Origin of the sequence: Vibrio vulnificus CMCP6, from assembly GCF_000039765.1 — a bacterium.
Classification (GTDB): domain Bacteria; phylum Pseudomonadota; class Gammaproteobacteria; order Enterobacterales; family Vibrionaceae; genus Vibrio; species Vibrio vulnificus_B.
Genome location: NC_004460.2, coordinates 785,467 through 810,570, shown reverse-complemented (window position 1 = coordinate 810,570; position 25,104 = coordinate 785,467). Strand labels below are relative to the sequence as shown.

Genomic DNA, 25,104 nt, shown 5'->3' with positions numbered 1-25,104 from the left:
CAGTCTTTAGATCAATCGAATGCTTGTCTGGTCAAGAAAAAGCCACTTCAAAACGAGGCAATTGTCTTTCTGACCCATAAAGAGATATTATCTGCGCCAACTTAGTAAACCTGCATGATAGACAAGTAGTATGAAGTCCGATGGTTCCCAACTTGATGAGCAAATCTTCGATGAGCAAGTGCTCGAAGAGTGCCCCAAAACCAGCTTCAAGCTCAAATCTGCTTACATCGATGAAAGAGTGAAGCTCGAAACCATCGAAGTCGAATTGAATCGTTCCAAAATTGTCGTTGTGGATGAAAACGGCAAATTGACCAAGTTCACTCTCATATCCGAGCATTAACCCATTGCAATGTGGGGTTAGAAACGTGCTATGGTGAAGCAAGAAAATATATAAGGAGAAGCAACATGAGAACTGAGTTGACCCCCATTGAAGCCCGTGTCATTGGTTGTTTAATCGAAAAAGAAGTCACAACGCCAGACCAATATCCATTGAGCTTAAATGCATTGACCAATGCCTGTAATCAGAAGAGTAATCGCGAGCCTGTGATGTCCTTGTCGGAATCTGAAGTTCTTGATGCTGTCGACCAACTGATTTCACGTCGTCTAGTCAGTGATGAAAGTGGCTTTAATAGCCGTGTGAGCAAGTATCAACATCGATTCTGCAATACGGAATTTGGTGATCTCAAGTTGTCTGCGCAAGAAAAAGGCATTGTTTGTTGTATGTTGCTGCGTGGGCCACAAACACCGGGAGAGTTGAGAACGCGCACCAATCGTTTGGCGACCTTTGCAGATGTTAAAGAAGTCGAAACCGTATTAGATAAGTTGGCGAGCGAAGAGCGTGGTCAGCTTGTGGTTAAGCTACCTATTGAGCCTGGTAAGCGTGAATCACGTTATATGCATCAGTTCTGTGGCGAAGTGGATCTCGATGCATTTCAAGGTTCGGCTCTAATGACAGCATCAAGTACTCCGCAGTTTGATGATGAGCGTGTCGCTCATTTAGAAGCAGAAGTGGAAGCATTGAAGCAAGAGCTTGCTGAACTGAAGTCACTTGTGAACTCACTTCTCTAATGTCTCTTCCCGAACCGTGCCCTGATTGGTCCGTTTATCTGATCAGGACACGACTTAACGCGCTCTATTGCGGCATCAGCAATAATGTAGAGCGACGCTTTTGTATGCACCAACAAGGCAAAGGGGCAAAAGCGCTGAAAGGCAAAGGCCCATTAGAATTGGTTTGGAGTGTACCTGTGGGCAGCAAAAGTATGGCACTGAAACTAGAGCGCCACATCAAAACTTTGCGCAAACAAGATAAAGAGCGCCTAGTAAAAGGTGATCTATTACTGCAATTAGATAAATTTTGCGATTGATATCATTAATCTGAATGTAATTTTGTTAAGTCTTTACTAATATTTAGACGACAAATAACTACAAGGATTGAATACAATGCAACGTCTGAACAAAATTGCAGTGGCAGTCGGTTTGTCTATGATGGCGCTCCCTTCTTTGGCAGCGAATCATGTCGCAGATGGACGCGGTAGTGGTATGGGAAATACCCGGTGTCGCCTCCGCTGATTATCTTACCGCCCCCTTCTATAATCCCGCTTTGGTCGCCAGTTTTGAAGAACATGATGATTTTGGCCTGCTTTTGCCAGCTATTGGTGTCAATGTTCGAGACAGTGATGAAAGCTTGGCAACCATTGACGATCTCCAAGACTCAATTGACGAATTTGAGGCGGCCCTCATACCTTCTCCAGGCCAAATCGACCAGTTAAACCGTTATCTTGACGATCTTCAAGGAAATGCTCCTCTTACCGCAAGCAGTAGCTTAGGGTTGGCAGTGGCGATTCCCACCAAACGATTCTCAACCAATCTATTTGCACGTGGCTATTTGGAGTTGATAGCGAGGCCAAACATCGCTGATTACTTAAGTACAGGGCCTGGGAATGAGGTCGCAGATACTAAAAAAAGATACGAAGACTCATCGGTGACGATGGCGGCTTTCGGTTATGTTGAGTACGGTGCGGCTTTGGCAAAAGAGTTCGAGATTAAAGAGCAACGAATCTCTTTCGGTGTCACACCCAAAATCCAACAATTGACTACCTACTATGTTGTTCCAACCGTGGCTGACTTTGAGTTAGATGATTACGAAGAGAGCGAGCATAAAGAAAGTGCTTTTAACTTGGATTTCGGCGTGGTGTGGTTAAAGGATAAATTTCAGGTTGCGCTTGCGGTGAAAGATTTATTGAGCCAAGAGATAGATTTGAAAGACAAAAATGGCCAAAAGCAAGATGTGTATGAGCTGAATACACAAGTTTCTGCTGGCGTGGCTTACCGCTCAGATTTCTTTACCGCTGCGATGGATTTGGATTTGACCAAACAAGAGCGTTTTAAGTCGCTTGATGATGAAACCCAATTTGTGCGTTTTGGGGTGGAAGGCAACGCATGGGGCTGGGCTCAGTTGCGCGCGGGTTACGAAATTGACCTAGAAGACACGGTCGAAAACGCCTTCACAGCCGGTATTGGTATTAGTCCCTTTGATGTCGTTAGCCTCGACATTGCGGGTAGCTATGCAGGTGAAAACCAATTTGGTGTATCGGGTAATTTAGCGTTCACTTTCTAAGCAAATTTATGGGTGAGAGCCGCCGAGCAAAACCGTCAATATTTGGCGGTTTTGTTTATTGATAACACTAAGCGTCAAAAACGCAAAAGTTTTGAAACCCAACTGAAATCCAATCTGGTATCGGCTCACAATTCGCGATACTCTTTACACGGTCAGGCTACACAGAAAAACAAAAAAGATAATTAAATGAAAAAGATATTACTAACTTGTTTATTAGCGTCAGCAAGTTTTCAAGTAAGCTCACATACGTCAGAAGTCCTCAGTGGGTACTGGGCTTATCAAGAATTTTTGGAAAAATTTCCTCAACAAGGCGTGCTCACACGAGAACTGTCTGAGGTGGTCAGGAATGCGCCTGTACCTTTAAAGCGTCATCAATCCAAACCGATTCGAATTTCAGTGGTATTTCCTGGTCAGCAGATCTCCGATTACTGGGTAAGAAATCTTTCCGCGTTTGAGAAACGCATGGATAAGCTGCAGATAAGTTACCAAATCAATCAGGTTTTTACGCGGCCAAATGCCGATGTTAAACAGCAAAGCGTCTCCTTGATGGAAGCGTTAAAGAGCAAATCGGATTACCTCATTTTTACGCTCGACACGACGCGTCACCGCAAGTTCATTGAGCATGTATTAGACTCTTCCGAAACCAAGCTGATTCTGCAAAATATCACCACACCGGTTCAAGCTTGGGATAAAAGACAGCCATTTCTCTACGTCGGTTTTGACCATGCGGAAGGGAGCATTGCACTGGCCGATAAGTTTAAACAGCTTTACCCACAAGGTGCAAACTACTCAGTTCTTTACTTTTCTGAAGGTTACGTGAGTGATGCTCGTGGTGACACCTTTATACATCAGATGAATCACAGTGACCGATTTGCACTAAAAAGCTCTTTCTACACCAAAGCGACCAAAGCCTCAGGCTATGAGTCCGCAAAAAACAGTTTAGAGCGCTATCCTGATGTGGATTTTATCTACGCCTGTTCTACCGATGTGGCTCTGGGTGCCATTGATGCATTGAAAGAGTTGGGTCGCACAAACATCAAGATCAATGGATGGGGTGGTGGCTCTGCTGAGCTTGACGCGATCGCGGCAGGTGACCTTGATTTGACGGTTATGCGCATGAACGATGATACGGGAATCGCTATGGCTGAGGCGATCAAATGGGACATTGAAGGAAGAACTGTCCCGACTGTCTTTTCTGGTGACTTTGAAGTAGTGACAAAAGAAGACTCGCCAGAACACATCGAACTATTGAAAAAACGCGCGTTTAGATATTCAGATCAGCCATGACAAACGAACAGTTGCAACGCAAGCATCAATCTTTAGCGACGCTGATTACGCGCATCATTTTCTTGGTGCTCGGACTTATTACCATTGGTATCTTCATTCAGAGTTACTACTTCAGTAATAAAATCATCAAGCAGGAAGTGATGCTCACCAAACAGCAGACCTCCGCTTTGGTTAAGAGTCTGTTTAATAATCACCTCTCTATTTTGCAAATTCATCATGACAGCAACTCAAAAAATGAGGCGATACGACGTTTTTTCCTCGATGGGGACGACGAGAAGCTGGAATATTATTTCCTGAGTATGGATCAGGCTGATCCCACTCATACGCCAGAGTTTCGTTTTTTAACCACCGGAGAGGGGCTGCTGTGGGACGACGGCAATGCGCATTTTTACGGCGTTAATGAAGTGCTGCTGGAAAAAATTTCGCAAAGTGTTCTGTTTGGCAACAACTGGCATTTTATGTCATTGCATACCCTGATGGGGCTACGCAATATGCTGGTGAGACGCTCCCCTGTTATCGATACGACAACGGGCGAAGTGCTAGGTCAGTATTACATTTCAGTGGTATTGGACAATAATTTCCCATTGGTCGAAATGCTGGAGTCTGGCAGCAATAGTGACAATATTGTCATGCTCGTTGGGGATAAGGTGATTTCGCATTCTTTGAGTGGCAACGAACCGTATGATTTAGACAGCTTGCTTGCCATGCGTGATGAGCCGAGCGCATTTGATGATTGCTTGATTAGCCAAACGCCCATTGAGATCAATTCCACTGATACCCTCGTCAGTATTCTCGCGATCCAAGAAAATAGCCATGTCGCTTCGCTTCAAAGACAACACTATTTGGGGTTGGCTACTTCTGTCGTGCTGATGTTGATGCTTTCCTTAGCCATTCGCTCTTGGATCCAAAATCGAGTTGCCAATGCACTAGAGTCACTGATGGCTTACAGCCGTTTTGCTGGAACGGGTGAAAAGTATGAGCGCTTTAATGGTTCAGACATCTTAGAATTTGCGCATATTGGCCACACTTTGGAAAACACCTTTGAGCAGTTGGAGTCGCAACGTCGCTCGTTCCAAGATTTGTTCAATTTTGCCCTCTCTCCGATGATGGTTTGGTCGGAAAGTGGTCTTCTGATTCAGATGAATCCTGCTGCAATGAAAGAGTTAGGCATTGAACACGCTTCACCTCAGGATTTCTCTAATCCGTTATTTCAACTGTTTAAACTCAAGCTATCACCGCACTTGAAAATGGCCGCTCAAGGGGCAACGTTGACGGGCATTAATGTGCCGATCGGAGAGAAAATTTTTCGCTGGAACTTATCTCCCATTGTGGTGGAAAACGGCATCAGCGGCATCATTGTGCAAGGTCAAGATATTACAACCCTGATTGATGCGGAGAAGCAGAGTAACCTCGCTAGGCGTGAAGCAGAACAGTCTGCCAAAACCAGAGCCGATTTTCTCGCCAAGATGAGTCACGAAATTAGAACGCCACTCAACGGTATTCTAGGCATTGCTCAGCTCTTAAAACGTTCGGTGAACGACGCAGAGAACTTAAAACAAGTGGATGTGCTGTGTAATAGCGGAGAACATTTACTGGCAGTGTTAAATGATATTCTGGACTTTTCTAAGATTGAGCAAGGCAAGTTCAATATCAAAAAACGCGACTTTAACTTTTACGATACCCTCAATACTTTGGAGAATATCTATCGGCCAATTTGCCGTGAAAAAGGGGTGAGTTTCGAAATCCATAACCAGATCCCACTCGATTGCCAATTGCATACAGACCAAGTCAGGTTGAATCAAATTATGTTTAATCTGATCAGCAATGCAGTGAAATTTACTCCTGCTGGTCGAATTGAGGTTTCCTTTAAACTTGAGAAGTTTGCGCGTTCGGAGCACTCCATTTTATCGATACAAGTCAGTGATACGGGCATTGGTATTGACGAAAGTAAGTTAGAAAGTATTTTCGAACCATTTGTTCAGGCGGACTCACTGTCGACAAGGGAATATGGCGGTAGCGGGCTCGGATTGACTATTGTGAAGAACCTTGTCGAGATGCTGGAAGGCGAAATCTCGGTGCAGAGTGAGCTTTGCAAAGGCTCAACTTTCTACCTTTCTATTCCTGTAGAAAAAGGGGAGTGTGAGGAGCAGAAAACACCAACAAATCCTAAACCGGAGCAGTTGTTTGGTCAGGGACTAAAGGTTTTGTTGGTGGAAGATAATCATACGAATGCCTTTATTCTGAAAGCGTTTTGCCAGAAGTATCAAATGAGTGTCGAGTGGGTACAAGATGGCACCCAAGCTCTAGAGAAATTAAAGGAGCATGCATTCGATTTGATTCTAATGGATAACCAATTGCCTAAGATGGGGGGCATAGAGGCCACTCGCGAAATTCGGGAGACACTCAAGCTAGGAACGCCTATTTATGCCTGTACTGCCGATGCACAGGAAAGTACTAAACAAGAGTTTCTGTCGGCAGGGGCCAATCGAGTGATTGTGAAACCCATTAAAGAGCAAGAGTTGCACGATGAGTTATTACACTTCAAAGCACACTATTGGGTAGAACATTAGCCTAATAATCCGGCATGAAAAGAGAGTTCAAGTAGCTCTCTTTTCAGCTCTTGGCTAAGTAAAACCGACTTCTCAAACTTAATTCCGATTGACCAACCATTGGCAAGTTTACGAATGCTGGCCACTTTTGCTCCGTTGTCTGCTGAAAGAAAACGATTCAGGGTGGACTCAAGCTTCACGATGTCGCCTTTTTTAAATTCGGGTTCGACAAGCGTAAAGAAGGCACAACCAGAGAGTGAAAAATCACTCATACGGCCTTCATACAAGTTTCCATTGTGATTGAGGGTGCATGCCAGATCGATCTTATACCGTTCGTGTTCACGAATGGGTTTGGTTGCCAACGTGGCCGGAAAGCGGAGAAACAGCAAGAAGTCTGGTTTGCTGATGGTCGATAATACGCTGGTTTTAAAGGCAACCACATGGCCAAGTTCCGTATCCGCGATCCCGCGTAAAATCACATCGACGTTGTCGAGTTTGCGCAGGAGCAGTTCTTCCTTATCCGCTAAGTCGATGATCAAATACTGACCAGCTTTTAGGCCAACAAAAAACGCAGGCAAGGTTAATGAGTCTTGTGGGCCAAATTCAAAGGTCGCATTGAGTCGCATCCCCGGTTTTACAAACCGGTGGATATCATCCTTGGTGTAAGTCGAAGGCATCTTTCTTCACTTTCAAAATCAACTCCCTAAACTATAAACCTCGGGGCCTGATATACAAAGGGCATCACTGCGATGCGGGCGACTTTTGTCATGTTTCGTGAACTGTTACGAAGCCCAGAGTTGAGAGTTAAGAGTTAAGAGTTAAGGTACCGAGCTTTCACTTGATGGTTTGACTTGATGGTGTTGTGGTGGTCGGTAGTCCATTGATGAGTCATGCCGCATAAATACATTACTTGCAATGAGACTTCCGCAGCTGACCACGAACAGGGCAATCCAAGTTAGGGGATCTGGATACTCACCAAAAATAGGAATCGCCAAGAGAGTTGCTAATACCGGGGTCGCACTGCCAAATGCCGCACTGCGCTCTGCGCCGAGAATTTTAACGGCGTATAGGTAAGTGAACGCGGCTAACAAACCTGCTCCAATACCCTGAACAAGCAGATGTCCAAAGAGTTCATACCAAGGCCATTGGCGGATTGATGTGTTAAGGAGATAGCTATCCAGCATGCCCAAATTAACCAATATGGCTAGTAACAGCATCGAAGCGAAAGCGATCACACCAGATGCAACAAGAGGATTGAGGTTAGCGACTCGAGCGCAAATGGTAAATATTGCCCACATCAAACTGCCCACTAGGAACAATAAATGCCCTGTGGTTTCCTGACCGTTGGCGTTAAGTTGATTTTGATAAAGACCCAAATGAGGGACAAGAAATAAACCAATCCCAACGACCACCAAGCTAAGGCCAATAACACGGTGTTGGCTTAACGGTTGCTTAAAGAGCAAGACAGCAATGCCAGTAACAAATAGGGGAAGAGTGCCTGGCACGAGTGCGCTGCCGTGCGATACAGGAACGAACTGCATCGCAGTTCCTGCCACAAGCAAATAAGGCAAGCCGCTTCCTACAAACATGCCGAGCCAATAACGAAATGGCACAGAAGCGACGCTTCGCCTTGTTCTAACCACAATCGGCAACAGGCAAATCATAGGAACAACAAAGCGAGTAAATGCGATATCCGCAGGTTGCAATGCAGAGATTGCTCCACCTTTCAGAGAGAGAAAAAAGCCCGACCAAAGCAGTAAGGTGGCACCAATAGCCAGATACCCAAGCAACATAAAATACCTTGCGAAGAAATAAGTTAAATAAATGTTAATTATCAGCTATTGTTAGTAATGTTTTTTGGCAAAATATGTCTTTAGTTATTATATAAATGCCAAAAATTGCTAATTGTTCTTGGTCTAGTGATGATAAATGGCAAGGTAATGGATAGGATTGATAAACGAATTTTGGAATTGCTGCAAAAAAATGCCCAATTGACGGCTGCGGAAATTGCCGAGGAGGTGGGGCTCTCTCCCTCGCCTTGTGCACGTCGCATTAAGAGGCTAGAGAAAGATAAAATTATTCGTGGCTATCATGCTTCAGTGGCTCGTGAACGAGTTGGGATCGCTATGAGTGTGTTTGTCGAAGTAAGTTTAAACAATCACCAAGTCGCTTCGATTGACGATTTTGAGCAAGCTATTGTGGCCATGGATGAAGTGGTCAGTTGCCATGTAGTGTCTGGCGCGTATGATTATTTGCTGGAAGTGGTGGCGAGGGATCTGGAAGGTTATGAGCTTTTTACTCGTAAGCTACAACGTCTACAAAACGTTAAGGATATCCATACTCATTTGGCTATCCGCAAGGTAAAAGAGTCACAACGAGTGCCGATCTACTCATTAAGTTAACTGAGTTGATTGTCTCGCCACCGTGATGACGGCATCTCTCTGTTACACAAAGATAGATTGTGACATCGATTGAGCAATAAAAAACGGAGCCTTTTGGGCTCCGCTTTAGTAACTGTTTCTTAATAGCTGCGAATTTGAGAGATCTCGCAATTGCCGGTTTGTTGATCAATTCGGAATGAGAAAGCAGCTGAATGATATTCGCCCCCATCACTCCAAATGGTCTCGCCAAAGATCTTACATAACTCGAGATCGTTAATTGATCCATACTCTTTGACGTGCCTAACTACTGAAAGTAACTTGCTCTTTGTAACGTTTTGACTATCCATGTGACTCAACCACTTGAAAACCATGTCGTTTTGCATTTTCACCAGCCAATTGTTATGTTTTATGAAAATTTATGAATAGTAAATTACTCAAAAAATCGGCATAAGTAAAGAATTATTGTGAGCTGCGTCGCTATTTTTCATCTGTTTGCTTAAAATTTGCGCACATATGAGTCGGTGATCTTCTAAGTTACTTTGCCTGCTCAGCATAGAGTTGTGCGGTCTCTAGTTGGCGTGCTTCTTTCTCATAGATTTTTCCGAGTTGGGTGAATTTTTGTTCTAAATGAGAGAAATCGTTAGCCAGATCGTTGGATGAAGCACTATACCAAAGCGCGGAATTAAAGTTGGCGGTTCTCTTAGCTTGTTTACAGGCGTTAGCCATGGAGTACCACTGGCTTCCTATGCTTAGTGCTTGCGTTTTTTTCTCAATCAACTGATCTTTGAGAGAGCTGACGGCGTTGGCGTATTGCCGAGCACTACGTATCTGCTGCTCAAATTCGCGATAGTGGACTCTGTCCGCGTGGTTCCACAGTTGGACCAACTCATCTAAGGTAAATTGTTGTGAGAGTAGCCGACGTTGTTTATGGATGGCGAGTAACGTGTTGTATTGCGTGGCTCTTGTATTGTAATAGCCTTCAAGTTCGATTTGGTTGTCCTGCAATGTTTTCCAGCCATGCGGATTACACTGACTCGCTGCAGTGAGAGGGATAGAAAACACCATCAATGATAATGCAATCAGAGCGCACTTAACCATAATCGAGAGTAAATGGTGGGCTGTGCTATACAGTATATGTGATTTTGTGAGAACTATTGGTGTGCTTAATTAGAACGATACTCAAATAACTGGCAAAATAGACATCCGTTTAGCAAGCCCAAACCATTGAGTCATAAGAAGGGTGGTAAGAATCCATGAAGAAAATCATGATCATATTGATTGTTGTTTTACTGCTGATTGGTGGTGGGGCAGGTTACTACGTTTTCTTTATGCAGCCAGATGATGAAGAAAATGTTGAAACGGTAGAGGAGCCAATTGTCCCCGAAAAACCACAGCCAATCATGGAACTGCCAGCCCCCGAGCCTGAAATCACCGACTATTACGTTATTGAGCGCCGAATTGATGTGAGGAATAAACCGGAGCCGCAAGCGCTGATTATTGATGCGTTGTATAAAGGCGAGAAGATCACCATTCTTGAAAAGCAAAATGGCTGGGGAAGAATTTCCGACTATCTAGTTTACGAAGAGGGTGGTGAAGAAAGGGCAGAGTGGGTCGACATGACAAAGCTCTCTGACGCGAAACCGGTCATCGAAGAAATGGAGCGCTTAGAGATCTTAGATGGTTACCTTGTTAAGTCTGATGATTTAAAAGAACATCGCGATGTTTATCGAAAATACACTCAGATGTTGCTTAACGACGGTACCTGCAAACCCGAGGACTTTGAGGAGCTAGGTGGTTGGGTGCGATCGGTGACGTTTCAGAATAGGGATGTCTATTTCATCTACTGCGGGGGGTTAGCCCAAGAAAACAAGATTTATCTCGATGTACAAACGGGCGAGATTTTTTATCGATAATCAGCGTACCTTATTGGTCGGTCGGCTTTTATAGGGTTAACTTTTAGAACTTTTTAGTTGAGCTAAATCACATCCGGGCATACTATGCGAGAGCAGGCAAACTTGCCTGCTCTTTTTGATCTTCAGAGAAGAGTTATGCACAACAGCTTACTGCGATTATTTGCTTTACTGCTTACATTGGTGATGATGCCAGTGGAAGTGATTGCATCTATTGCAGAGAGCAATCAGCGTAATCATGCATCAAATGGTCAATTTACGGTGCTCAAACACCAAATCGGCCACACGACACAAGAAACAACGCAGAGCGAAGAATCAGACTCTTCACCACTGCCAGTATCAGAATCCCACTTCAAAACAGACGCTGCAGGTATTCTCAACGCAGGTCGCTGGAACGTCTCTCAGCGAGAAGAAAACGCATCCGACACAACGCCTTTGATGTTTGGCGATGGGCACGCAAGCCCAGATGCGCTACCAAACGTTCATGTCAATGTTTTCTGTGCCATTGCTCGTAAAGCACTTCAGACTCAGTATCACTACGTCGCCAATCATCGCTTAGCGGGTTGGAAAGAAACCAATGCCATGTATGTGGCACTCAATAGTCAGTTCTCGTAACTCAGTCCAACAAAAACACATTTTATTTTGACTGTATTAACTCTGTCTTTTGCGACGGAGGGGAACTCTATGACAAAAAAACATAAAGCAGCGCAGAAGTTGCTTAACCACTATTCCGCTTGGAAATACGTGGTGTTGATTACGACACTGGTTATTTTAACGTTAAGCGCAATTCCAACATGGTTTGGTGAACAGCCTTCTATCCAAATTTCTTATCAAAATAACGCCAAAGGGCCGACAACCGAGCATTACGACGTTGTACAGCTAAAAGGCTTGCTTGAGCATCAATCGGTTTCAGTCGACAAAGTGACAGAAAAAGAAGGCGTGACGACCTTAGTTTTCTCTGATGAAAATGCGCAAAGCCAAGCGAGAAAAATTTTAGACAACACTCTTGGTGATGATGCCAACATCAGCTTTTCTTATGTTTCTGTGGCACCGCAATGGCTTTCTGATATGGGATTCAACCCTATCAAGTTGGGCCTAGACTTACGCGGTGGTGTGCAATTTTTACTTAACGTCGATGTAGATAAAGCGTTCGATGAACAACGTGATGTTTTATCGGATGAAATTCGTGCAATGCTGCGCACGGAAAAACTTCGTGGCGTTCAGGTTCGCAATACAGACACTGCCCAACTGGCCGTACAAAGCGACAACGCGATGGCGTTGGAAAAAGTGAGCAACTATCTACGCAGCAACTATCCTAACTGGCAAGTTCGCACCCATTCCGACTCATTGGAAGTGAAGCCTTCGGATGCTTATGCTGCGGAGTTTCAAACCACAACCCTCCAGCAAAACTTGAAGATCATGCGTGGTCGAATTGAAGAGCTTGGTATTACTGAAGCGTTGGTTCAACGTCAAGGCGCTCACAGCATTCGTATTGAGTTACCCGGTGTGCAAGATCCAGCGCAAGCGAAGAACGTGATTGGTGCAACGGCGAGCCTAGCATTCTATTCCGTCAAATCACCAAGTGATGCCAGAAGTGGTGATGATTTGGTGCTGCAAGACGCCGATGGCCGCTCCGTCGTGCTTGAAAAGAGACCGGTGTTAACGGGTGAGCATATTGTCAATGCACGAGCTGGTGTCGACAAGATGGGCATGTCGGAAGTCAACATCTCTTTGGATCACGCTGGTGGCAAGAAGATGAGCGATTTTTCCGCCACTCACATTGGTAAGCCAATGGCTACCGTTTATCGTGAATACACCACTCAAGAAAATGGTGATATTGCTCGTAGTGAGCGCGTGATTAGCGTTGCCACCATTCAGTCACAATTAGGCAGCCAGTTCCGTATTACTGGTGCAGGCAGCATGGATGAAGCGCAACAACTTGCGTTATTGCTTCGTGCTGGTTCGTTGACTGCGCCAGTTTCGATTGTTGAAGAGCGCACCATTGGCGCCTCATTGGGGGCTGAAAACATCCAAAATGGCTTTGCGGCACTTGCTCTCGGTATGGGCTTAACACTGACGTTTATGGCGCTGTGGTATCGCCGTTTAGGCTGGGTTGCAAACGTTGCACTTGTTGCAAACATGCTTTGTTTGCTTGGCCTAATCGCCCTGCTACCGGGGGCCGTATTAACCTTACCTGGGATCGCAGGTCTGGTGTTGACCGTTGGTATGGCCGTGGATACGAACGTGATTATTTTTGAGCGAATCAAAGATAAGATGCGAGAAGGACGCAGTTTAGCGCAGGCCATCGATAGCGGCTTTGACAGCGCGTTTGCCACCATTCTCGATGCCAACATTACGACCATGATTACTGCTGTTGTGCTGTATGCCATCGGTAACGGACCGATCCAAGGTTTTGCCTTAACGTTAGGTCTAGGGCTTTTAACCAGTATGTTTACTGGAGTGTTTGCCTCTCGCGCCATGATCAATTTGGTGTGGGGTAAAGATAGTCGTCGTAATGTGAGGGTATAACCATGGTTGAATTTATGAAAAAACACATCCGCGCTATCCGCTACCTAACCAGCGTGATTTCCTTGGCGTTGATGGTGGTCTCTTTAGTGGCATTGGGCCTGCGTGGCTTAAATTTAGGTCTGGACTTTACTGGAGGGATGGTGACCGAAGTGAAGTTGGACGCAGGGTTAACCAATCACCAACTTCTGGATCAATTAAAACCCGTATTAGGTGAGTCAACAACGGTCACTAAATCGGGTGAAGAGGGGAGATGGATTATTCGTTACTCTCTTCCTGAAGGGGAAACTCAAGCACCAAACATTCAGCAAGTGTTAGATGGTGTGTCTCATCATGTCACCACCATCAGCAACAGCGTAGTCGGCTCGCAAGTTGGCCAAGATCTTGTTGATCAAGGTGGTATGGCGTTGTTGATCAGCATCTTGTGTATTCTCGGGTATCTTTGTTTCCGTTTTGAATGGCGCTTAGCGAGTGGTTCTCTACTCGCACTGCTTCACGATGTGGTGCTTGTGTTGGGTTTTTTTGCGATCACACAAATGGAGTTCAACCTAACGGTATTTGCCGCCATACTCGCTATCCTTGGTTATTCATTGAACGACTCAATTATCATTGCGGACCGGATACGAGAATTGCTGATTGCCAAACAGAATGAAACCACGGAAAACATTAACGACCAAGCGGTACTAGGAACCTTCTCGCGCACAATGGTGACATCGGGAACCACCTTAATTACGATTGCCGCACTATGGTTTATGGGCGGTAATGCATTGGAGGCTTCTCGACCGCGATGTTTATTGGTGTGCTATCGGGTACATGGTCATCTATCTCGATCGGTACCGTGTTGCCAGAATGGCTGCATTTAAAACCGGAGCACTATTTACCAGTACAGTGGACACTGCACCATAAAAGAGCAGCATCTTTATTCGAAGTTAATAATAACTTTGGAATAAACCAACAAGACTAAAAATAAAAGCCACAGATAATTGTGGCTTTTATTTTATGCGAGCAAAAAAATGGAAATATATATATGTTCCATTAGTATGAAAGAGAACTTAATTTTGTTGTTTATCATTAAATAGCACTGTGTTTATTGATTTATTTATACTTAAGTATAATGTCTGAGTTTCTGTTCATATCTGTTATGTAACACGCAAAAAGAGAAAATCCCTTTCCTAACAAATGCTTACAATTGCATATCTCAAAAGTGAGTCGTTGTAAGTTATTGTTTTAAAATACTTATCGTCGTCATTAACCTTTTTATAACATTTCATTCCTTATGGGATCTAGCTCAACCTTATGCGCAATTTTTCAAATTTTATTTGAAATGTCACATTTCTAAGTTAGCTTAAATATATAGATAAGTGTCAGTGAAGACACATTGAATAATATTTAATTTGTCAGTTGGTATTATTTGCCAATGGATGTGCGCTAAATTTTTTGCTGTTAAGAATGGAGTTCTTAGATGAAAAAAGTCGCTTTGATCACTGGATCAAAAGGCGGGATTGGTTCTGCAATTTCTTCCCAACTTGTTGAAAATGGTTACCGTTTATTGCTACTTATTACACGGGAAATCATCAATGTGCGTTAGATTGGTTTAATGAAAAAGGCTTTACAGAAGATCAGGTCCGCTTATTTGAACTGGATGTGACGAATACAGAAGAGTGTGCCGACCGCTTGAGTAAGTTACTGGAAGAAGAGGGGACGATCGACGTCGTCGTCAATAATGCCGGTATTACTCGTGATGGGGTGTTTAAGAAAATGACCCCGCAATCTTGGTTTGATGTCATTAATACTAACCTCAACAGTGTGTTCAACGTGACTCAACCGCTCTTTGCCGCCATGTGCGAAAAAGGGGGGGGTCGAGTGATCAATATTTCTTCTGTAAATGGCCTTAAAGGTCAGTTTGGTCAAGCTAACTATTCTGCGGCTAAAGCTGGCATGATCGGCTTTTCCAAAGCCCTCGCTTACGAAGGTGCCCGCAGTGGTGTGACGGTCAATGTCGTTGCTCCAGGTTACACCGCTACACCGATGGTCGAGCAAATGCGCGATGAAGTGCTCGAAGGCATCAAATCTCAAATTCCTATGCAAAGACTGGCAACACCAGAAGAAATCGCCAAAGCGGTTGCTTTCTTGGTGAGCGATGCAGGCGCATACATTACTGGTGAAACGCTGTCGGTAAACGGCGGCTTATACATGCATTAAAGGGATGTTGAGATGGAAAAAGTATTTATTGTTGCGGCCAAACGTACCCCGATTGGCGCTTTTGGCGGCTCGTTGAAAACGGTAGCAGCTGGAGAATTGGCATCTGTTGCCATCAAAGGTGCAATTGAACAAGCCAAAGTGGATGCTTCACTGATTGATGAAGTGATCGTGGGTAATGTGGTGAGTGCTGCGCAAGGTATGGGCATTGGCCGTCAAGCCGCAATCCTAGCAGGTATTCCAGCAGAAGTTCCGGCTTACACCCTCAATATGGTGTGTGGCAGTGGCATGAAAACCGTCATGGATGGCGTTTCTCATATTCGCAGTGGCGACGCAAAAGTGGTGGTTGCTGCTGGTGTCGAAGTGATGTCACAAATCCCATTTACAGTACCTGCAAACGTTCGTGATGGCAACAAGATGGGCCATATGGCACTGCAAGATTTGCTGATTGCTGATGGTTTGACTGATGTTTTCAATCAATACCATATGGGCGTTACAGCAGAAAATGTCGCGAAAGAAGTGGGCATTACTCGTGATCAGCAAGATGAATATGCATTGGCGAGTCAACAGAAAGCAGTAGCGGCGATAGAAGCTGGCAAATTTAAAGACGAAATTGTGCCCGTTGAAGTGACCGTACGTCGCCAAACAGTGACGTTTGATACCGATGAATATCCAAAAGCCAACGCAACGCTTGAAGCGCTAAAAGGGTTACGCCCTGCCTTTGATAAAGAAGGCACGGTCACTGCGGGCAATGCTTCTGGCATTAATGATGGGGCGAGTGCCGTCATTCTGGCATCCGAGCAAGCAGTGAAAGAATACGGTTTGCAACCTATCGCAGAAGTGGTGAGTTACGCACAGTCTGGCCTTGACCCAAAAATCATGGGCTTAGGTCCTGTTGAGGCGGTTAGCAAAGCGCTTGAAAAAGCACAACTGAATACAGCAGACATTGATGTGTATGAGTTGAATGAAGCCTTTGCCGCACAAGCACTAGGCGTGATTCATCAGCTTGCCGATAAACACCAAGTGCCAGTGACATCGATTCAAGACAAAGCGAACCCGAATGGTGGTGCAATCGCGTTAGGGCATCCACTAGGTGCGTCGGGTAACCGAATTCTCGTGACGTTAATTCATGAGCTTCAAAAACAAAACGGTCAGTATGGCGTTGCGTCACTATGTGTTGGTGGCGGTATGGGAACGGCAGTGATTGTGAAAGCAGTTAAGTAATACGGATTAAACAACATCTACAATTGTTAGGAGACACACAATGTATACGGATTTTTTCAAAACTTTCAGTGATCAAACAGAAAAAAATCTTCAGCCATACTTCAAGTTCAACAAGCTTGTGACAAAAAATGTTGAAGTACTGACAGAGCTTCAGCTAAACGCGATTCGCACATACAGCGAAATGGGTCTAGCGCAAATGAAAGCGGCATCTGAAGTGAAAGATGTGACGTCATTGGCTTCTTTTAACGGTCAACAACTGAATGTACTGACTAAGCTTTCTCAGCAGATGCTAGACGACAGCAATAAACTTCAAGCGATTGCTAAAGAGTTCAAAGACGACGTTGAGAAGCTAACTTCGGAAAACCTTAAGACTGTTACCCCAGCGTAACTAGTCCCACTATTACGCCGCCAGTTAGGCGGCGTTTTTTTCCGAATCAGGGAGTACCATTATGTTACAGCACTTCTTTTCGGACTATCTTGTTAAGCTCCAAGAGACCAATCAACAGTGGTGGCAGGATTTTGAAGTTGGCAAGGCAGCCGTCAATTCTCCTTTAAACAAGGCAATGCAAGAAGTGAACTTTGAGGATACCGCGAAATTCTTTGAAAAAGCGGCGAATCAACCACAAGCCATTCTGCAACTGCAAACGCAGTGGTGGGAGCAACAACTGCAAATTTGGCAGAATGTTGCACTATCTGGCAATACTCAAAGTATCATTGAAGCGGACAAAGGGGATAAGCGTTTCTCAAACGAAGCGTGGCAGTCCGAAGCTATGTATAGCTTTATCAAACAGTCTTACCTTTTATTCAGCAAGACCTATATGGATACCATTGACGCTATAGAAGGTCTGGATGAAAAAACCAAAGAGCGCATTAGCTTTTTCTCTCGTCAAGCCATTAACGCACTTTCTCCATCAAACTTCATCGCGACCAACCCAGAGTTGTTGAAATTGACGATCGAAAAAAATGGTGAAAACTTACTCGCGGGGATGGAACTGCTGAGAGAAGACGTTGAGTCGAGCGCAGACATTCTCAAAATTCGCATGACCAACAACAATGCATTTCGCATTGGTGAAGACATTGCGACAACGGCGGGTGACATCGTTTTCCAAAATGATCTGTTTGAATTGATTCAATATCGTCCGTTGACAGAGCAAGTGAACGCCACTCCGCTTTTGATCGTTCCTCCCTTCATTAATAAATACTATATCCTTGATCTCACGGCCAAAAACTCCATGGTTCGCTGGCTGCTAGAACAAGGCCACAGCGTGTTTATGATGTCGTGGAAAAACCCGGGTAAAGCGCAAGCCAATGTCGAGTTCGGGGATTATGTGACCGAAGGGGTCGTCAAGGCTGTGACTGCGATTGAAGAAATTACGGGTCAAGAGCAGATTAACGCAGCGGGTTACTGCATTGGTGGCACTGTATTGGCGTGTACGGTTGGTTACTATGCGGCGAAGCGCATGAAAAAGCGCATAAAGTCAGCGACCTTCTTTACAACGCTACTCGATTTCTCCCAACCAGGCGAAGTGGGTGCTTACATTAATGACACCATCATTAGTGCCATTGAGCTGCAAAATAACGCCAAAGGTTACATGGATGGTCGTTCGTTAAGTGTGACGTTCAGTCTGCTACGCGAAAACAGCCTCTACTGGAACTATTACGTCGACAACTACTTAAAAGGCAGCAGCCCTGTTGACTTTGATTTGTTGTATTGGAATAGCGACAGTACCAATGTGGCGGCGGCAACCCACAATTTTATGCTGCGTGAGCTGTATTTGAACAACAAACTTGTTCAAGACAAAGGCGTGAAAATTGGCGGTGTTTGGATTGATCTCGATAAGATCCGTATACCGAGTTACTTTATTTCAACCAAAGAAGACCATATCGCGTTGTGGCAAGGCACTTATCGAGGCGCGCTTAATATGGGCGGCAATAAAACCTTTGTACTAGGTGAATCGGGTCATATTGCGGGTATTGTTAACCCACCGGCAAAGAACAAGTACGGCTTCTGGGTGAACGACAATCTCGATGAGTCGGCCGACGAGTGGCTCTCCAATGCACAGCATAAAGAAGGCTCTTGGTGGACACACTGGGATCAGTGGTTAACGCAGTTTAATCCGGCTGAAAAAGTGCTTCCTTACCGTCAAGGCTCGGAAGCCAATCCGGTTATCGACATTGCTCCAGGACAGTATGTCAAGCAGGTACTACCGATTACAGAATAACCTTGGCTCCAACCTAAGCGCACTGCATGTAAAACCAGCAGTGCGCTTTTTCTGCTTGTCACCTTTGAAAGACACTCAAGCACTTTTGTGGTGGTTGATGACTCTACATTGATATGCACCTGCATAAAACGCGCACTATTTTCTATTAATTATTCCTATTTTCGTTGCTCCGAATGAGCGACACTGCACACGTGTTTACCTGATTTGGGTAAAACGGCTTTTCTTTTTGAACAAAGACGCTAGTCGATCAATGTTCTTACTGTAGGGGACAGCTATTATCTACCGTACCCACTTTCACAGAGGCTCCATCTAGTTAGAGTCTCTGTGCTATTTTAATAACTATAAATTACCCAATGTTTTGATGAGTCTGCATAAAGTGGGAGCAGACACTGACTGGCTTTATGGTCATCTTTCATCCATTGGCAAAACATAAAAAGCTATTGTGAGCGAAATAAATTTAAGACGATTTCATCAGCTGTTGTCGCGATATGAGTTGTACACCTGTCACTCTGTCAATATCGACGACTTGGAAAAAACACTGTCGACTTCAAGAAGAAACACCTCCATTGTGATGAAGAACCTTTCTGGATCGGGATGGATTGAGTGGCAACCTTCAGTCGGCCGCAGTCGCACAAGCCAACTAAAAGTGGTTTCTTCATTTGATGAGGCATTGTGTGATGTCATAGCAGAAGAGTTAAAGCATGGTCGATTTGCACTCATCACCCGTTTGCTTGAGATCTATGGTCAAGCCACGATTCGCGCTCTGACACAAGCGACAGAAAGACAAAATCAAACGAATGAAGAGAATAATCAATTATTGGTAACCCAATATCCTTGGGTTGATACGCTAGATCCACTTTGCACCATGCGTTTGGCGGAGCTACAGGTGATCAAAAGCGTATACGATACCTTGTTTAAACAAGATGAATACGGAGAATTGAAACCTTCACTTGCGCACGCTTGGCACATTGAAGGAAGAAAACTGCACATATGGTTAAGGCCCGATATTGTGCGTCATGATGGAAAAATACTTTCTGCGCAACACGTCGCGTGGAGCCTAGAGCGACTAAGTCATTCACAAGGGCCGGTATTGCATCTGTATGAAGAGATGGAACAGGTCTTGGTGAAAAGTGCGACACAAATTGAAATATCACTAAGGCATGCGAATCAACTTTTTCCTTATCTTCTTGCGATGCCTCACTCTGCCATTGTCTGTCCTGACTCTGTTAAGTGCGATCAGAGCCATTGCTATTTTGTTGGTACCGGACCGTTTCGTATCGAGCGTTGGAATCGCGACCGACTCATTTTGATGCGCCATAACGAATATTTTGCAGAAAAAGCGCTATTGCACAAAATAACGCTGTCCCACGCTCAAGAGTCTCTGTTCAACGCGATGAGTTTCAATAATGAAGAGGGTGATAAAGAGGTCACTCAAATTAGTGCTTTCTCGTACTTAACCTACCATCGTCGTCAACAAAGTGGCATCTCATCAGACACATGGCAACAGTTATATCATTTTCTTGAGCGAGCCAAAGTGTATTTTGATCGGCAAAACGCGGTTGATGGTATCGATTTCCAGCTGTCTGCTCGTCAATCACGGTTACAAAAGGCGGATTTGATCGCGCCTCCTTGTTTGTCTGGCAGATTAGTACTGGCAGAGCCCAAATGGACCATCCCATATCTCGCCGATATTGCTGCGTGGCTGCATGAGACGATTCGCTCAACCGGATTGGAACTAGACGTCGTTGAGCTAACAGAAATCAGTAGACCCGAAAGCGTACGCGACATCGCTGACGTATTGTTTATTGAGGAGGTGATTGAAGCGCCTCTTGAATACGGGTTGTACGAATGGTTGCTTATCGCATCGGGCCTTCGCTTTGCACTCAATCAAGAGCAGTGGCAATCGCACAAAGCAGAGATTGCGTTGGCCGTGGGGCAGACTGAACCTTTGCCTTTACTACAAACTATTGAGCGAGCGTTGTACCAAGACCACCGTTGTTTACCTTTGTTTGTCGGGCGAGAAGAGATCACTAAAGCCCAGCAAGTCCAAGGTATTCAAGTGCGTAAAACAGGGCTACAGCGATTTCTACAAACTATGGATTGGTGACAAACACTAGTGCATCGATAGGTTGCACCAAAGCGATGATTGGGGACACGAGTTCCGTTCTGCTCGTGGTCAAATGCTCAATACCGATGTCTCTGCGGTTTTCCTCAGCGGCAACGGTATTGGTTCATTTGGTGAATAGCAGTTATTGCTCAAAGAGCGTGCCATCAACCAATACGGCTTGCGTGCTGTAGTCATCACGTAAAATCGTGACGCTGGCACGGTAATCTGGACGAAGATACCCCAAGTCGGTTAAGCCGATGGCCTCTGCGGGATAGGTTGATGCCATGCGCAGCGCCTCTTCCTCAGCGACACCCCACTCAATCAGATTGATGACCGACTGATCCATGCCGATGTGAGCACCAGCCAAATTACCATTGCCGTTGACGAGTGCATTATCTACCACTTGAATGGTTTCGCCATTCAGTTCGAAGAAGTTCTTCTCACTGCCCACGGTCGCCATGGCATCGGTAACAAGCAGCAATTTTCCATGCGGTTTAATGCGTTGAGCAAGCAACACACTTTGTGGATGAACATGTATGCCATCGGCAATAATAGAGCACCATTGATTATCGGCCATGAGTGCCGTACCAACGACACCCGGTTCACGACCTTCAAAAGGGGACATCGCGTTGTAAAGGTGAGTAAAGCCGTGAAGGTACCGCAGTTTTGAGGTTAATTGCTCATACCGGGCGTTACTATGGCCACAGAAGAGAGCAATATCTTGTTGATGGAGCCACTGAAGGACCCCCGCTTCAATTTGTTCTGGTGCCAATGTGATGAGCACTTTCGCTTTCTCTGGCCAAGGAAAGGTTTCAAGCTCAGCAATTGTGGGGGCGTAAAAGAGCTCGTTATTGTGAGCCCCTTTTTTCTCGGAGTTTAGCCATGGCCCCTCAAGATGAACGCCAAGCACGCCTGGTATCTTGTCGTTGAGCGCCGCCTCCGCCGCTTTTAGTGCACGTTTGAGTTGTGCGGGCGTGTCGCTGATTAACGTCGGCAGTAAATGTGCAGTGCCATGCTTTCGGTGACCATGACAAATTTGTTCCATGGCAACGATGTCCGTTTGGGTATTAAACATCACGCCGCCACCGCCGTTGACTTGAAGATCAATAAAACCTGGTGTGAGAGTGGCATCAGGGTAATCGTAAGTGATGACGTCTAGGCTCAATTGATGGCGAGGCACCAAACCCATAATATGTTGTCCCTGCCAAACCAGAGCGGCGTCGTGATGAAAACGGACGCCATCAAATATTCGTTTGGCTGCAATAGCATGTATGGTCATGAAAGATTACTCTCCTCAAATTGAAAGGCAGCGCCAAGTAAGCATGCGTCGTAATCGCCAACTGCCGCTCTCACCTTAACCTGAAACACGAGAGGCTGTTTGTCGATAAACGCTTGTACACGAGCGAGGTAGCCGCGAGCAAGGCCCACACCGCCGCCGATGACCACCAAATCGAGATCCAGTGTGGCTTTTAAATTTAGGCAGAGCTGGGCGATGGCTTCGGCGCTTTGTTGAATGAGTGTGGAGGCTTGTTCATTGTGTTGAGCAAGCTGAAACAGTTCGATATTAGAAATCGCTTGGCCAAAAAGGGCTTGAGCGCCTGCGTTAATTGCATTTCCAGAGGCGATGGCCTCAACACAACCTCGCTGTTGGCAGCCACAAAGTGGGCCATTTGGATCAAGCACCGTATGGCCAATATGTCCGGCAAAATTTGACTTACCCTTATGCAGTTGTTGGTTAATCACCAAACCGCCTCCCACACCTGTCGAGACAGTGATATAGGCCATATTGCGAACATCCAGTTCAGGTGAAAGTTGCAAAAACTCATACCAGGCAGCCGCTTGAGCATCATTGAGCATTTTAACTGGCTTGCCACTTAATCTGTGTAGTTCGCTATGCAGAGGAAAAGGCGTAGGGAAGCTCAATGTGCCTGGATTAATGGCACTTATCCCTTGTTCGCTGACAAGCCCGGTAGTCGAAATACCGATGGCATCAACGTCGCTTAGCCATGCTTGGCAGTGGGCAAGAATCTCTTTCGCTAAGGTTGTTGCATCGTTGACAACAGGGGTCGGAAACTGTTTGCGATGCTGCAAATGCCCTTCGACCACGTTGCCTAAGGCGATTTTTGTACCGCCAATATCAATAGCTAATACTTTCATTATTCTGTCTTACCGCTTGTGTTGCAGAATTAAACCAGTGAGTAACCACTTCCATTCGTGTGATGGCCGAGCCCACCGTCACCGCGACAGCGCCATTTTCAATCGCTTTGGCGGCGAGTTGAGGCGTGTTGTAGCGACCTTCCGCCATGGTAAAAAATCCCGCCGAAGAAAACTGTTTCACCAGTTCCAAATCGGGTTCAGTCGGTTCAATTTCGCCCACGTAGCCAGACAAGGTTGAGCCAATAATATCGACCCCTATTTGCGCCGCCCATTGCCCATCCGCGAAGCAAGAGCAATCTGCCATCGCGAAACAACCACTGTTTTTGATTGCGTTGGCTATCGTTTCTCGGCTCTCTGGTCGCTGACGATCGGTCGCATCAAAGGCGATGATGGTTGCGCCAGCAGTCGCTAGAGCATCCACGTCACAGACGAAAGGTGTGATGCGCACAGGACTGTCCTGTAAATCACGTTTCACAATTCCAATTATTGGTACATTGGTCGCTTGAGAAACATGGCGTACGTTTTCAACGCCTTCAATACGCAGTGCCTTAGCTCCGGCTTGTTCTGCAGCAACTGCCATAGCAACGATGAACTCGGTTTTATCAAGAGGGCTACCGACAACAGGCTGAATTGAAACAACAGTCTGGCCGGAAAGCATAGTTCTTAACTTATTAATATTTAACTGCTTATCTCTCACGATGGGCCTCTTAGTATCGTATTGCGCTATGGAAAATCGCGTTTTGTGCACCCTTTCAAATAGCGTTAGTCCCCGTGCTAATTGATAGTTTTGACGAATTTCTGTTCGCGATCACATTTTGCAATAAGTTGGTTTGAAAATAATCTTCATCGCCATAATAATCCATAACGAAGATTTTTTTCAAACAAAATAAAAATATTTTTTAATGGTGAAACAAAGGGAAAAGGAACACGCGATGAAAACCATGAACCGAATTACACTCGCTTGCTGACTGTGGGATTGAGCCTTTCTGCGAATGCTGCAACGACGTTAAAAATGGGAATGCAAGCGTCGGTTGGCTCAGTGGAATACACCTCTGCCAAGCTGCTTGCCGACACAGTTGAAGAGATGAGTAAGGGTGAGTTGAAGCTAGCGTTATATCCAAGTGCGCAACTGGGCGACGACCGTGCCATGTTACAGCAGCTCTCTATGGGTGACTTAGACATCACTTACGCGGAATTTGGCCGTATGGGACTTTGGATCCCAAGAGCAGAAGCGGTGACCTTACCTTACGTTGCTCGTGATTATGACCATTTACGCCGCATGTTTGATTCCGAGTTTGGCCAAGGCATTCGTCAGGAAATGCTAACCAAGTTTAATTGGCGTGCGCTAGATACTTGGTACAACGGAACACGCGAAACCACCTCTAACCGTCCATTGAAGTCAATTTCAGATTTTAAAGGTCTGAAATTGCGCGTGCCGAATGCGAAACCAAATCTGAATTACGCTAAGTTGTCTGGGGCATCACCAACACCGATGGCATTTTCTGAAGTTTACCTCGCGCTACAAACCAATGCAGTTGACGGGCAAGAGAATCCATTGCCAACCATTAAGACAATGAAGTTCTACGAGGTGCAAAGCAACTTGGCGATCACCAATCACATCGTGAACGACCAGATGGTGCTGATTTCAGAAAGCACGTGGCAAAAGCTCTCTGAGCAGGAACGTGAAATTGTCGCTAACGCGGTGAAACAAACAGGGGAAGCGCATACCGCATCGGTGAAAAAGCAAGAAGCGGAGCTGATCTCTTTCTTTGAGGCGCAGGGTGTGAATGTCACCTACCCAGAACTTGCCCCGTTCCGTGAAGCCATGCAGCCGCTTTACTCAGAGTTTGAAAAGAAAATTGGTCAGCCGATCGTGTCTAAGTTGGCGGCAATGTAGTCACCGCTGGTTGAATCTTTGATGTTTA

The 25,104-nt window shown here is 45.4% G+C and carries 19 protein-coding genes and 4 pseudogenes; 17 read left to right on the top strand and 6 right to left on the bottom strand.

What is annotated here, in order from left to right:
• The first annotated feature begins 130 nt into the window (after nt 1-130).
• From VV1_RS18640 to luxQ, 6 genes and pseudogenes are all read left to right on the top strand, one after another.
• On the top strand, nt 131-340 hold the full coding sequence (locus VV1_RS18640; protein WP_011081684.1) for a hypothetical protein: 210 nt from the start codon (nt 131-133) through the stop codon (nt 338-340).
• 65 nt (nt 341-405) lie between these two features.
• Nucleotides 406-1,068 carry a YceH family protein gene (locus VV1_RS18635; protein WP_011081683.1) on the top strand — a complete coding sequence of 221 codons (663 nt, stop codon included), beginning with the start codon at nt 406-408 and terminating at the stop codon, nt 1,066-1,068.
• Nucleotides 1,068-1,364, top strand: a complete 297-nt coding sequence (locus tag VV1_RS18630; protein ID WP_011081682.1) for a GIY-YIG nuclease family protein — start codon at nt 1,068-1,070, stop codon at nt 1,362-1,364. The genes VV1_RS18635 and VV1_RS18630 overlap by 1 nt, the downstream gene beginning before the upstream one ends.
• A gap of 76 nt (nt 1,365-1,440) precedes the next feature.
• A pseudogene (locus VV1_RS18625) lies at nt 1,441-2,617 on the top strand (conjugal transfer protein TraF).
• Nucleotides 2,618-2,803: 186 nt separating this feature from the next.
• Complete coding sequence (locus tag VV1_RS18620) at nt 2,804-3,904, top strand: autoinducer 2-binding periplasmic protein LuxP (protein WP_011081680.1); 1,101 nt, start codon at nt 2,804-2,806, stop codon at nt 3,902-3,904.
• Nucleotides 3,901-6,474 carry a quorum-sensing autoinducer 2 sensor kinase/phosphatase LuxQ gene (luxQ, locus tag VV1_RS18615; RefSeq protein WP_011081679.1) on the top strand — a complete coding sequence of 858 codons (2,574 nt, stop codon included), beginning with the start codon at nt 3,901-3,903 and terminating at the stop codon, nt 6,472-6,474. Before VV1_RS18620 ends, luxQ begins: the two co-directional genes overlap by 4 nt.
• Here the strand turns inward: luxQ and VV1_RS18610 are convergent.
• The gene (locus tag VV1_RS18610; RefSeq protein WP_011081678.1) at nt 6,471-7,130 is read right to left on the bottom strand and encodes a PilZ domain-containing protein; all 660 of its coding nucleotides are present in this window, start codon (nt 7,128-7,130) and stop codon (nt 6,471-6,473) included. The two genes, luxQ and VV1_RS18610, sit on opposite strands and share 4 nt — an antisense overlap.
• 141 nt (nt 7,131-7,271) lie before the next feature.
• Nucleotides 7,272-8,246, bottom strand: coding sequence for a DMT family transporter (locus tag VV1_RS18605; RefSeq protein WP_011081677.1), 975 nt, complete (start codon nt 8,244-8,246; stop codon nt 7,272-7,274).
• A gap of 147 nt (nt 8,247-8,393) precedes the next feature.
• Here VV1_RS18605 and VV1_RS18600 point away from each other — a divergent pair, with 147 nt between their 5' ends.
• Entirely contained in the window at nt 8,394-8,855 is a 462-nt protein-coding gene (locus tag VV1_RS18600; protein ID WP_011081676.1) for an Lrp/AsnC family transcriptional regulator, read from the top strand.
• Nucleotides 8,856-9,368: 513 nt separating this feature from the next.
• On the opposite strand, the gene VV1_RS18590 is transcribed toward VV1_RS18600, so the two are convergent.
• Nucleotides 9,369-9,899: a hypothetical protein gene (locus VV1_RS18590; protein ID WP_224634645.1), complete on the bottom strand. Its 531-nt coding sequence runs from the start codon at nt 9,897-9,899 to the stop codon at nt 9,369-9,371.
• A gap of 188 nt (nt 9,900-10,087) precedes the next feature.
• On the opposite strand from VV1_RS18590, the gene VV1_RS18585 reads away from it, so the two are divergent.
• The 9 genes and pseudogenes from VV1_RS18585 (at nt 10,088) to VV1_RS18545 (ending at nt 21,022) form a co-directional block, all read left to right on the top strand.
• The gene (locus VV1_RS18585) at nt 10,088-10,747 is read left to right on the top strand and encodes an SH3 domain-containing protein (RefSeq protein ID WP_011081674.1); all 660 of its coding nucleotides are present in this window, start codon (nt 10,088-10,090) and stop codon (nt 10,745-10,747) included.
• Nucleotides 10,748-10,882: 135 nt separating this feature from the next.
• The gene (locus VV1_RS18580) at nt 10,883-11,359 is read left to right on the top strand and encodes a hypothetical protein (RefSeq protein WP_043921161.1); all 477 of its coding nucleotides are present in this window, start codon (nt 10,883-10,885) and stop codon (nt 11,357-11,359) included.
• A gap of 69 nt (nt 11,360-11,428) precedes the next feature.
• On the top strand, nt 11,429-13,273 hold the full coding sequence (gene secD / locus VV1_RS18575; protein ID WP_011081672.1) for a protein translocase subunit SecD: 1,845 nt from the start codon (nt 11,429-11,431) through the stop codon (nt 13,271-13,273).
• A 2-nt stretch (nt 13,274-13,275) separates the two neighbouring features.
• Nucleotides 13,276-14,176 (top strand): annotated as a pseudogene (secF, locus tag VV1_RS18570) (protein translocase subunit SecF).
• Between the two features lie 556 nt (nt 14,177-14,732).
• Nucleotides 14,733-15,472: pseudogene (locus VV1_RS18565) on the top strand (SDR family oxidoreductase).
• A gap of 12 nt (nt 15,473-15,484) precedes the next feature.
• The gene (locus tag VV1_RS18560) at nt 15,485-16,693 is read left to right on the top strand and encodes an acetyl-CoA C-acetyltransferase (RefSeq protein WP_011081669.1); all 1,209 of its coding nucleotides are present in this window, start codon (nt 15,485-15,487) and stop codon (nt 16,691-16,693) included.
• Nucleotides 16,694-16,733: 40 nt separating this feature from the next.
• Nucleotides 16,734-17,081 (top strand): phasin family protein, encoded by a 348-nt coding sequence (locus VV1_RS18555; protein WP_011081668.1) that lies wholly within the window; start codon nt 16,734-16,736, stop codon nt 17,079-17,081.
• A 61-nt stretch (nt 17,082-17,142) separates the two neighbouring features.
• Complete coding sequence (gene phaC / locus VV1_RS18550) at nt 17,143-18,915, top strand: class I poly(R)-hydroxyalkanoic acid synthase (RefSeq protein ID WP_011081667.1); 1,773 nt, start codon at nt 17,143-17,145, stop codon at nt 18,913-18,915.
• A gap of 442 nt (nt 18,916-19,357) precedes the next feature.
• Nucleotides 19,358-21,022, top strand: coding sequence for an ABC transporter substrate-binding protein (locus VV1_RS18545; protein WP_011081666.1), 1,665 nt, complete (start codon nt 19,358-19,360; stop codon nt 21,020-21,022).
• A gap of 142 nt (nt 21,023-21,164) precedes the next feature.
• Here the strand turns inward: VV1_RS18545 and nagA are convergent, their stop codons facing one another.
• Genes nagA through VV1_RS18530 form a run of 3 tightly spaced genes read right to left on the bottom strand, consistent with a single transcriptional unit; the run spans nt 21,165 to nt 23,837 of the window.
• The gene (gene nagA, locus VV1_RS18540) at nt 21,165-22,301 is read right to left on the bottom strand and encodes an N-acetylglucosamine-6-phosphate deacetylase (RefSeq protein WP_011081665.1); all 1,137 of its coding nucleotides are present in this window, start codon (nt 22,299-22,301) and stop codon (nt 21,165-21,167) included.
• Nucleotides 22,298-23,179, bottom strand: a complete 882-nt coding sequence (locus VV1_RS18535) for an N-acetylmannosamine kinase (protein ID WP_011081664.1) — start codon at nt 23,177-23,179, stop codon at nt 22,298-22,300. Before VV1_RS18535 ends, nagA begins: the two co-directional genes overlap by 4 nt.
• Nucleotides 23,160-23,837, bottom strand: a complete 678-nt coding sequence (locus tag VV1_RS18530; protein ID WP_011081663.1) for an N-acetylmannosamine-6-phosphate 2-epimerase — start codon at nt 23,835-23,837, stop codon at nt 23,160-23,162. The genes VV1_RS18535 and VV1_RS18530 overlap by 20 nt, the downstream gene beginning before the upstream one ends.
• 274 nt (nt 23,838-24,111) lie before the next feature.
• Between VV1_RS18530 and VV1_RS18525 the strand changes: the two are divergent.
• A pseudogene (locus VV1_RS18525) lies at nt 24,112-25,076 on the top strand (sialic acid TRAP transporter substrate-binding protein SiaP).
• Nucleotides 25,077-25,104 lie beyond the last annotated feature (28 nt).

What these genes read in the sequence shown, in the direction of transcription:
- VV1_RS18640 (WP_011081684.1), top strand. Translation starts at nt 131, where the DNA reads ATGAAGTCCGATGGTTCCCAACTTGATGAGCAAATCTTCGATGAGCAA.
- VV1_RS18635 (WP_011081683.1), top strand. Translation starts at nt 406, where the DNA reads ATGAGAACTGAGTTGACCCCCATTGAAGCCCGTGTCATTGGTTGTTTA.
- VV1_RS18630 (WP_011081682.1), top strand. Translation starts at nt 1,068, where the DNA reads ATGTCTCTTCCCGAACCGTGCCCTGATTGGTCCGTTTATCTGATCAGG.
- VV1_RS18620 (WP_011081680.1), top strand. Translation starts at nt 2,804, where the DNA reads ATGAAAAAGATATTACTAACTTGTTTATTAGCGTCAGCAAGTTTTCAA.
- luxQ (WP_011081679.1), top strand. Translation starts at nt 3,901, where the DNA reads ATGACAAACGAACAGTTGCAACGCAAGCATCAATCTTTAGCGACGCTG.
- VV1_RS18610 (WP_011081678.1), bottom strand. Translation starts at nt 7,130, where the DNA reads ATGCCTTCGACTTACACCAAGGATGATATCCACCGGTTTGTAAAACCG.
- VV1_RS18605 (WP_011081677.1), bottom strand. Translation starts at nt 8,246, where the DNA reads ATGTTGCTTGGGTATCTGGCTATTGGTGCCACCTTACTGCTTTGGTCG.
- VV1_RS18600 (WP_011081676.1), top strand. Translation starts at nt 8,394, where the DNA reads ATGGATAGGATTGATAAACGAATTTTGGAATTGCTGCAAAAAAATGCC.
- VV1_RS18590 (WP_224634645.1), bottom strand. Translation starts at nt 9,899, where the DNA reads ATGGTGTTTTCTATCCCTCTCACTGCAGCGAGTCAGTGTAATCCGCAT.
- VV1_RS18585 (WP_011081674.1), top strand. Translation starts at nt 10,088, where the DNA reads ATGAAGAAAATCATGATCATATTGATTGTTGTTTTACTGCTGATTGGT.
- VV1_RS18580 (WP_043921161.1), top strand. Translation starts at nt 10,883, where the DNA reads ATGCACAACAGCTTACTGCGATTATTTGCTTTACTGCTTACATTGGTG.
- secD (WP_011081672.1), top strand. Translation starts at nt 11,429, where the DNA reads ATGACAAAAAAACATAAAGCAGCGCAGAAGTTGCTTAACCACTATTCC.
- VV1_RS18560 (WP_011081669.1), top strand. Translation starts at nt 15,485, where the DNA reads ATGGAAAAAGTATTTATTGTTGCGGCCAAACGTACCCCGATTGGCGCT.
- VV1_RS18555 (WP_011081668.1), top strand. Translation starts at nt 16,734, where the DNA reads ATGTATACGGATTTTTTCAAAACTTTCAGTGATCAAACAGAAAAAAAT.
- phaC (WP_011081667.1), top strand. Translation starts at nt 17,143, where the DNA reads ATGTTACAGCACTTCTTTTCGGACTATCTTGTTAAGCTCCAAGAGACC.
- nagA (WP_011081665.1), bottom strand. Translation starts at nt 22,301, where the DNA reads ATGACCATACATGCTATTGCAGCCAAACGAATATTTGATGGCGTCCGT.
- VV1_RS18535 (WP_011081664.1), bottom strand. Translation starts at nt 23,179, where the DNA reads ATGAAAGTATTAGCTATTGATATTGGCGGTACAAAAATCGCCTTAGGC.
- VV1_RS18530 (WP_011081663.1), bottom strand. Translation starts at nt 23,837, where the DNA reads ATGCTTTCCGGCCAGACTGTTGTTTCAATTCAGCCTGTTGTCGGTAGC.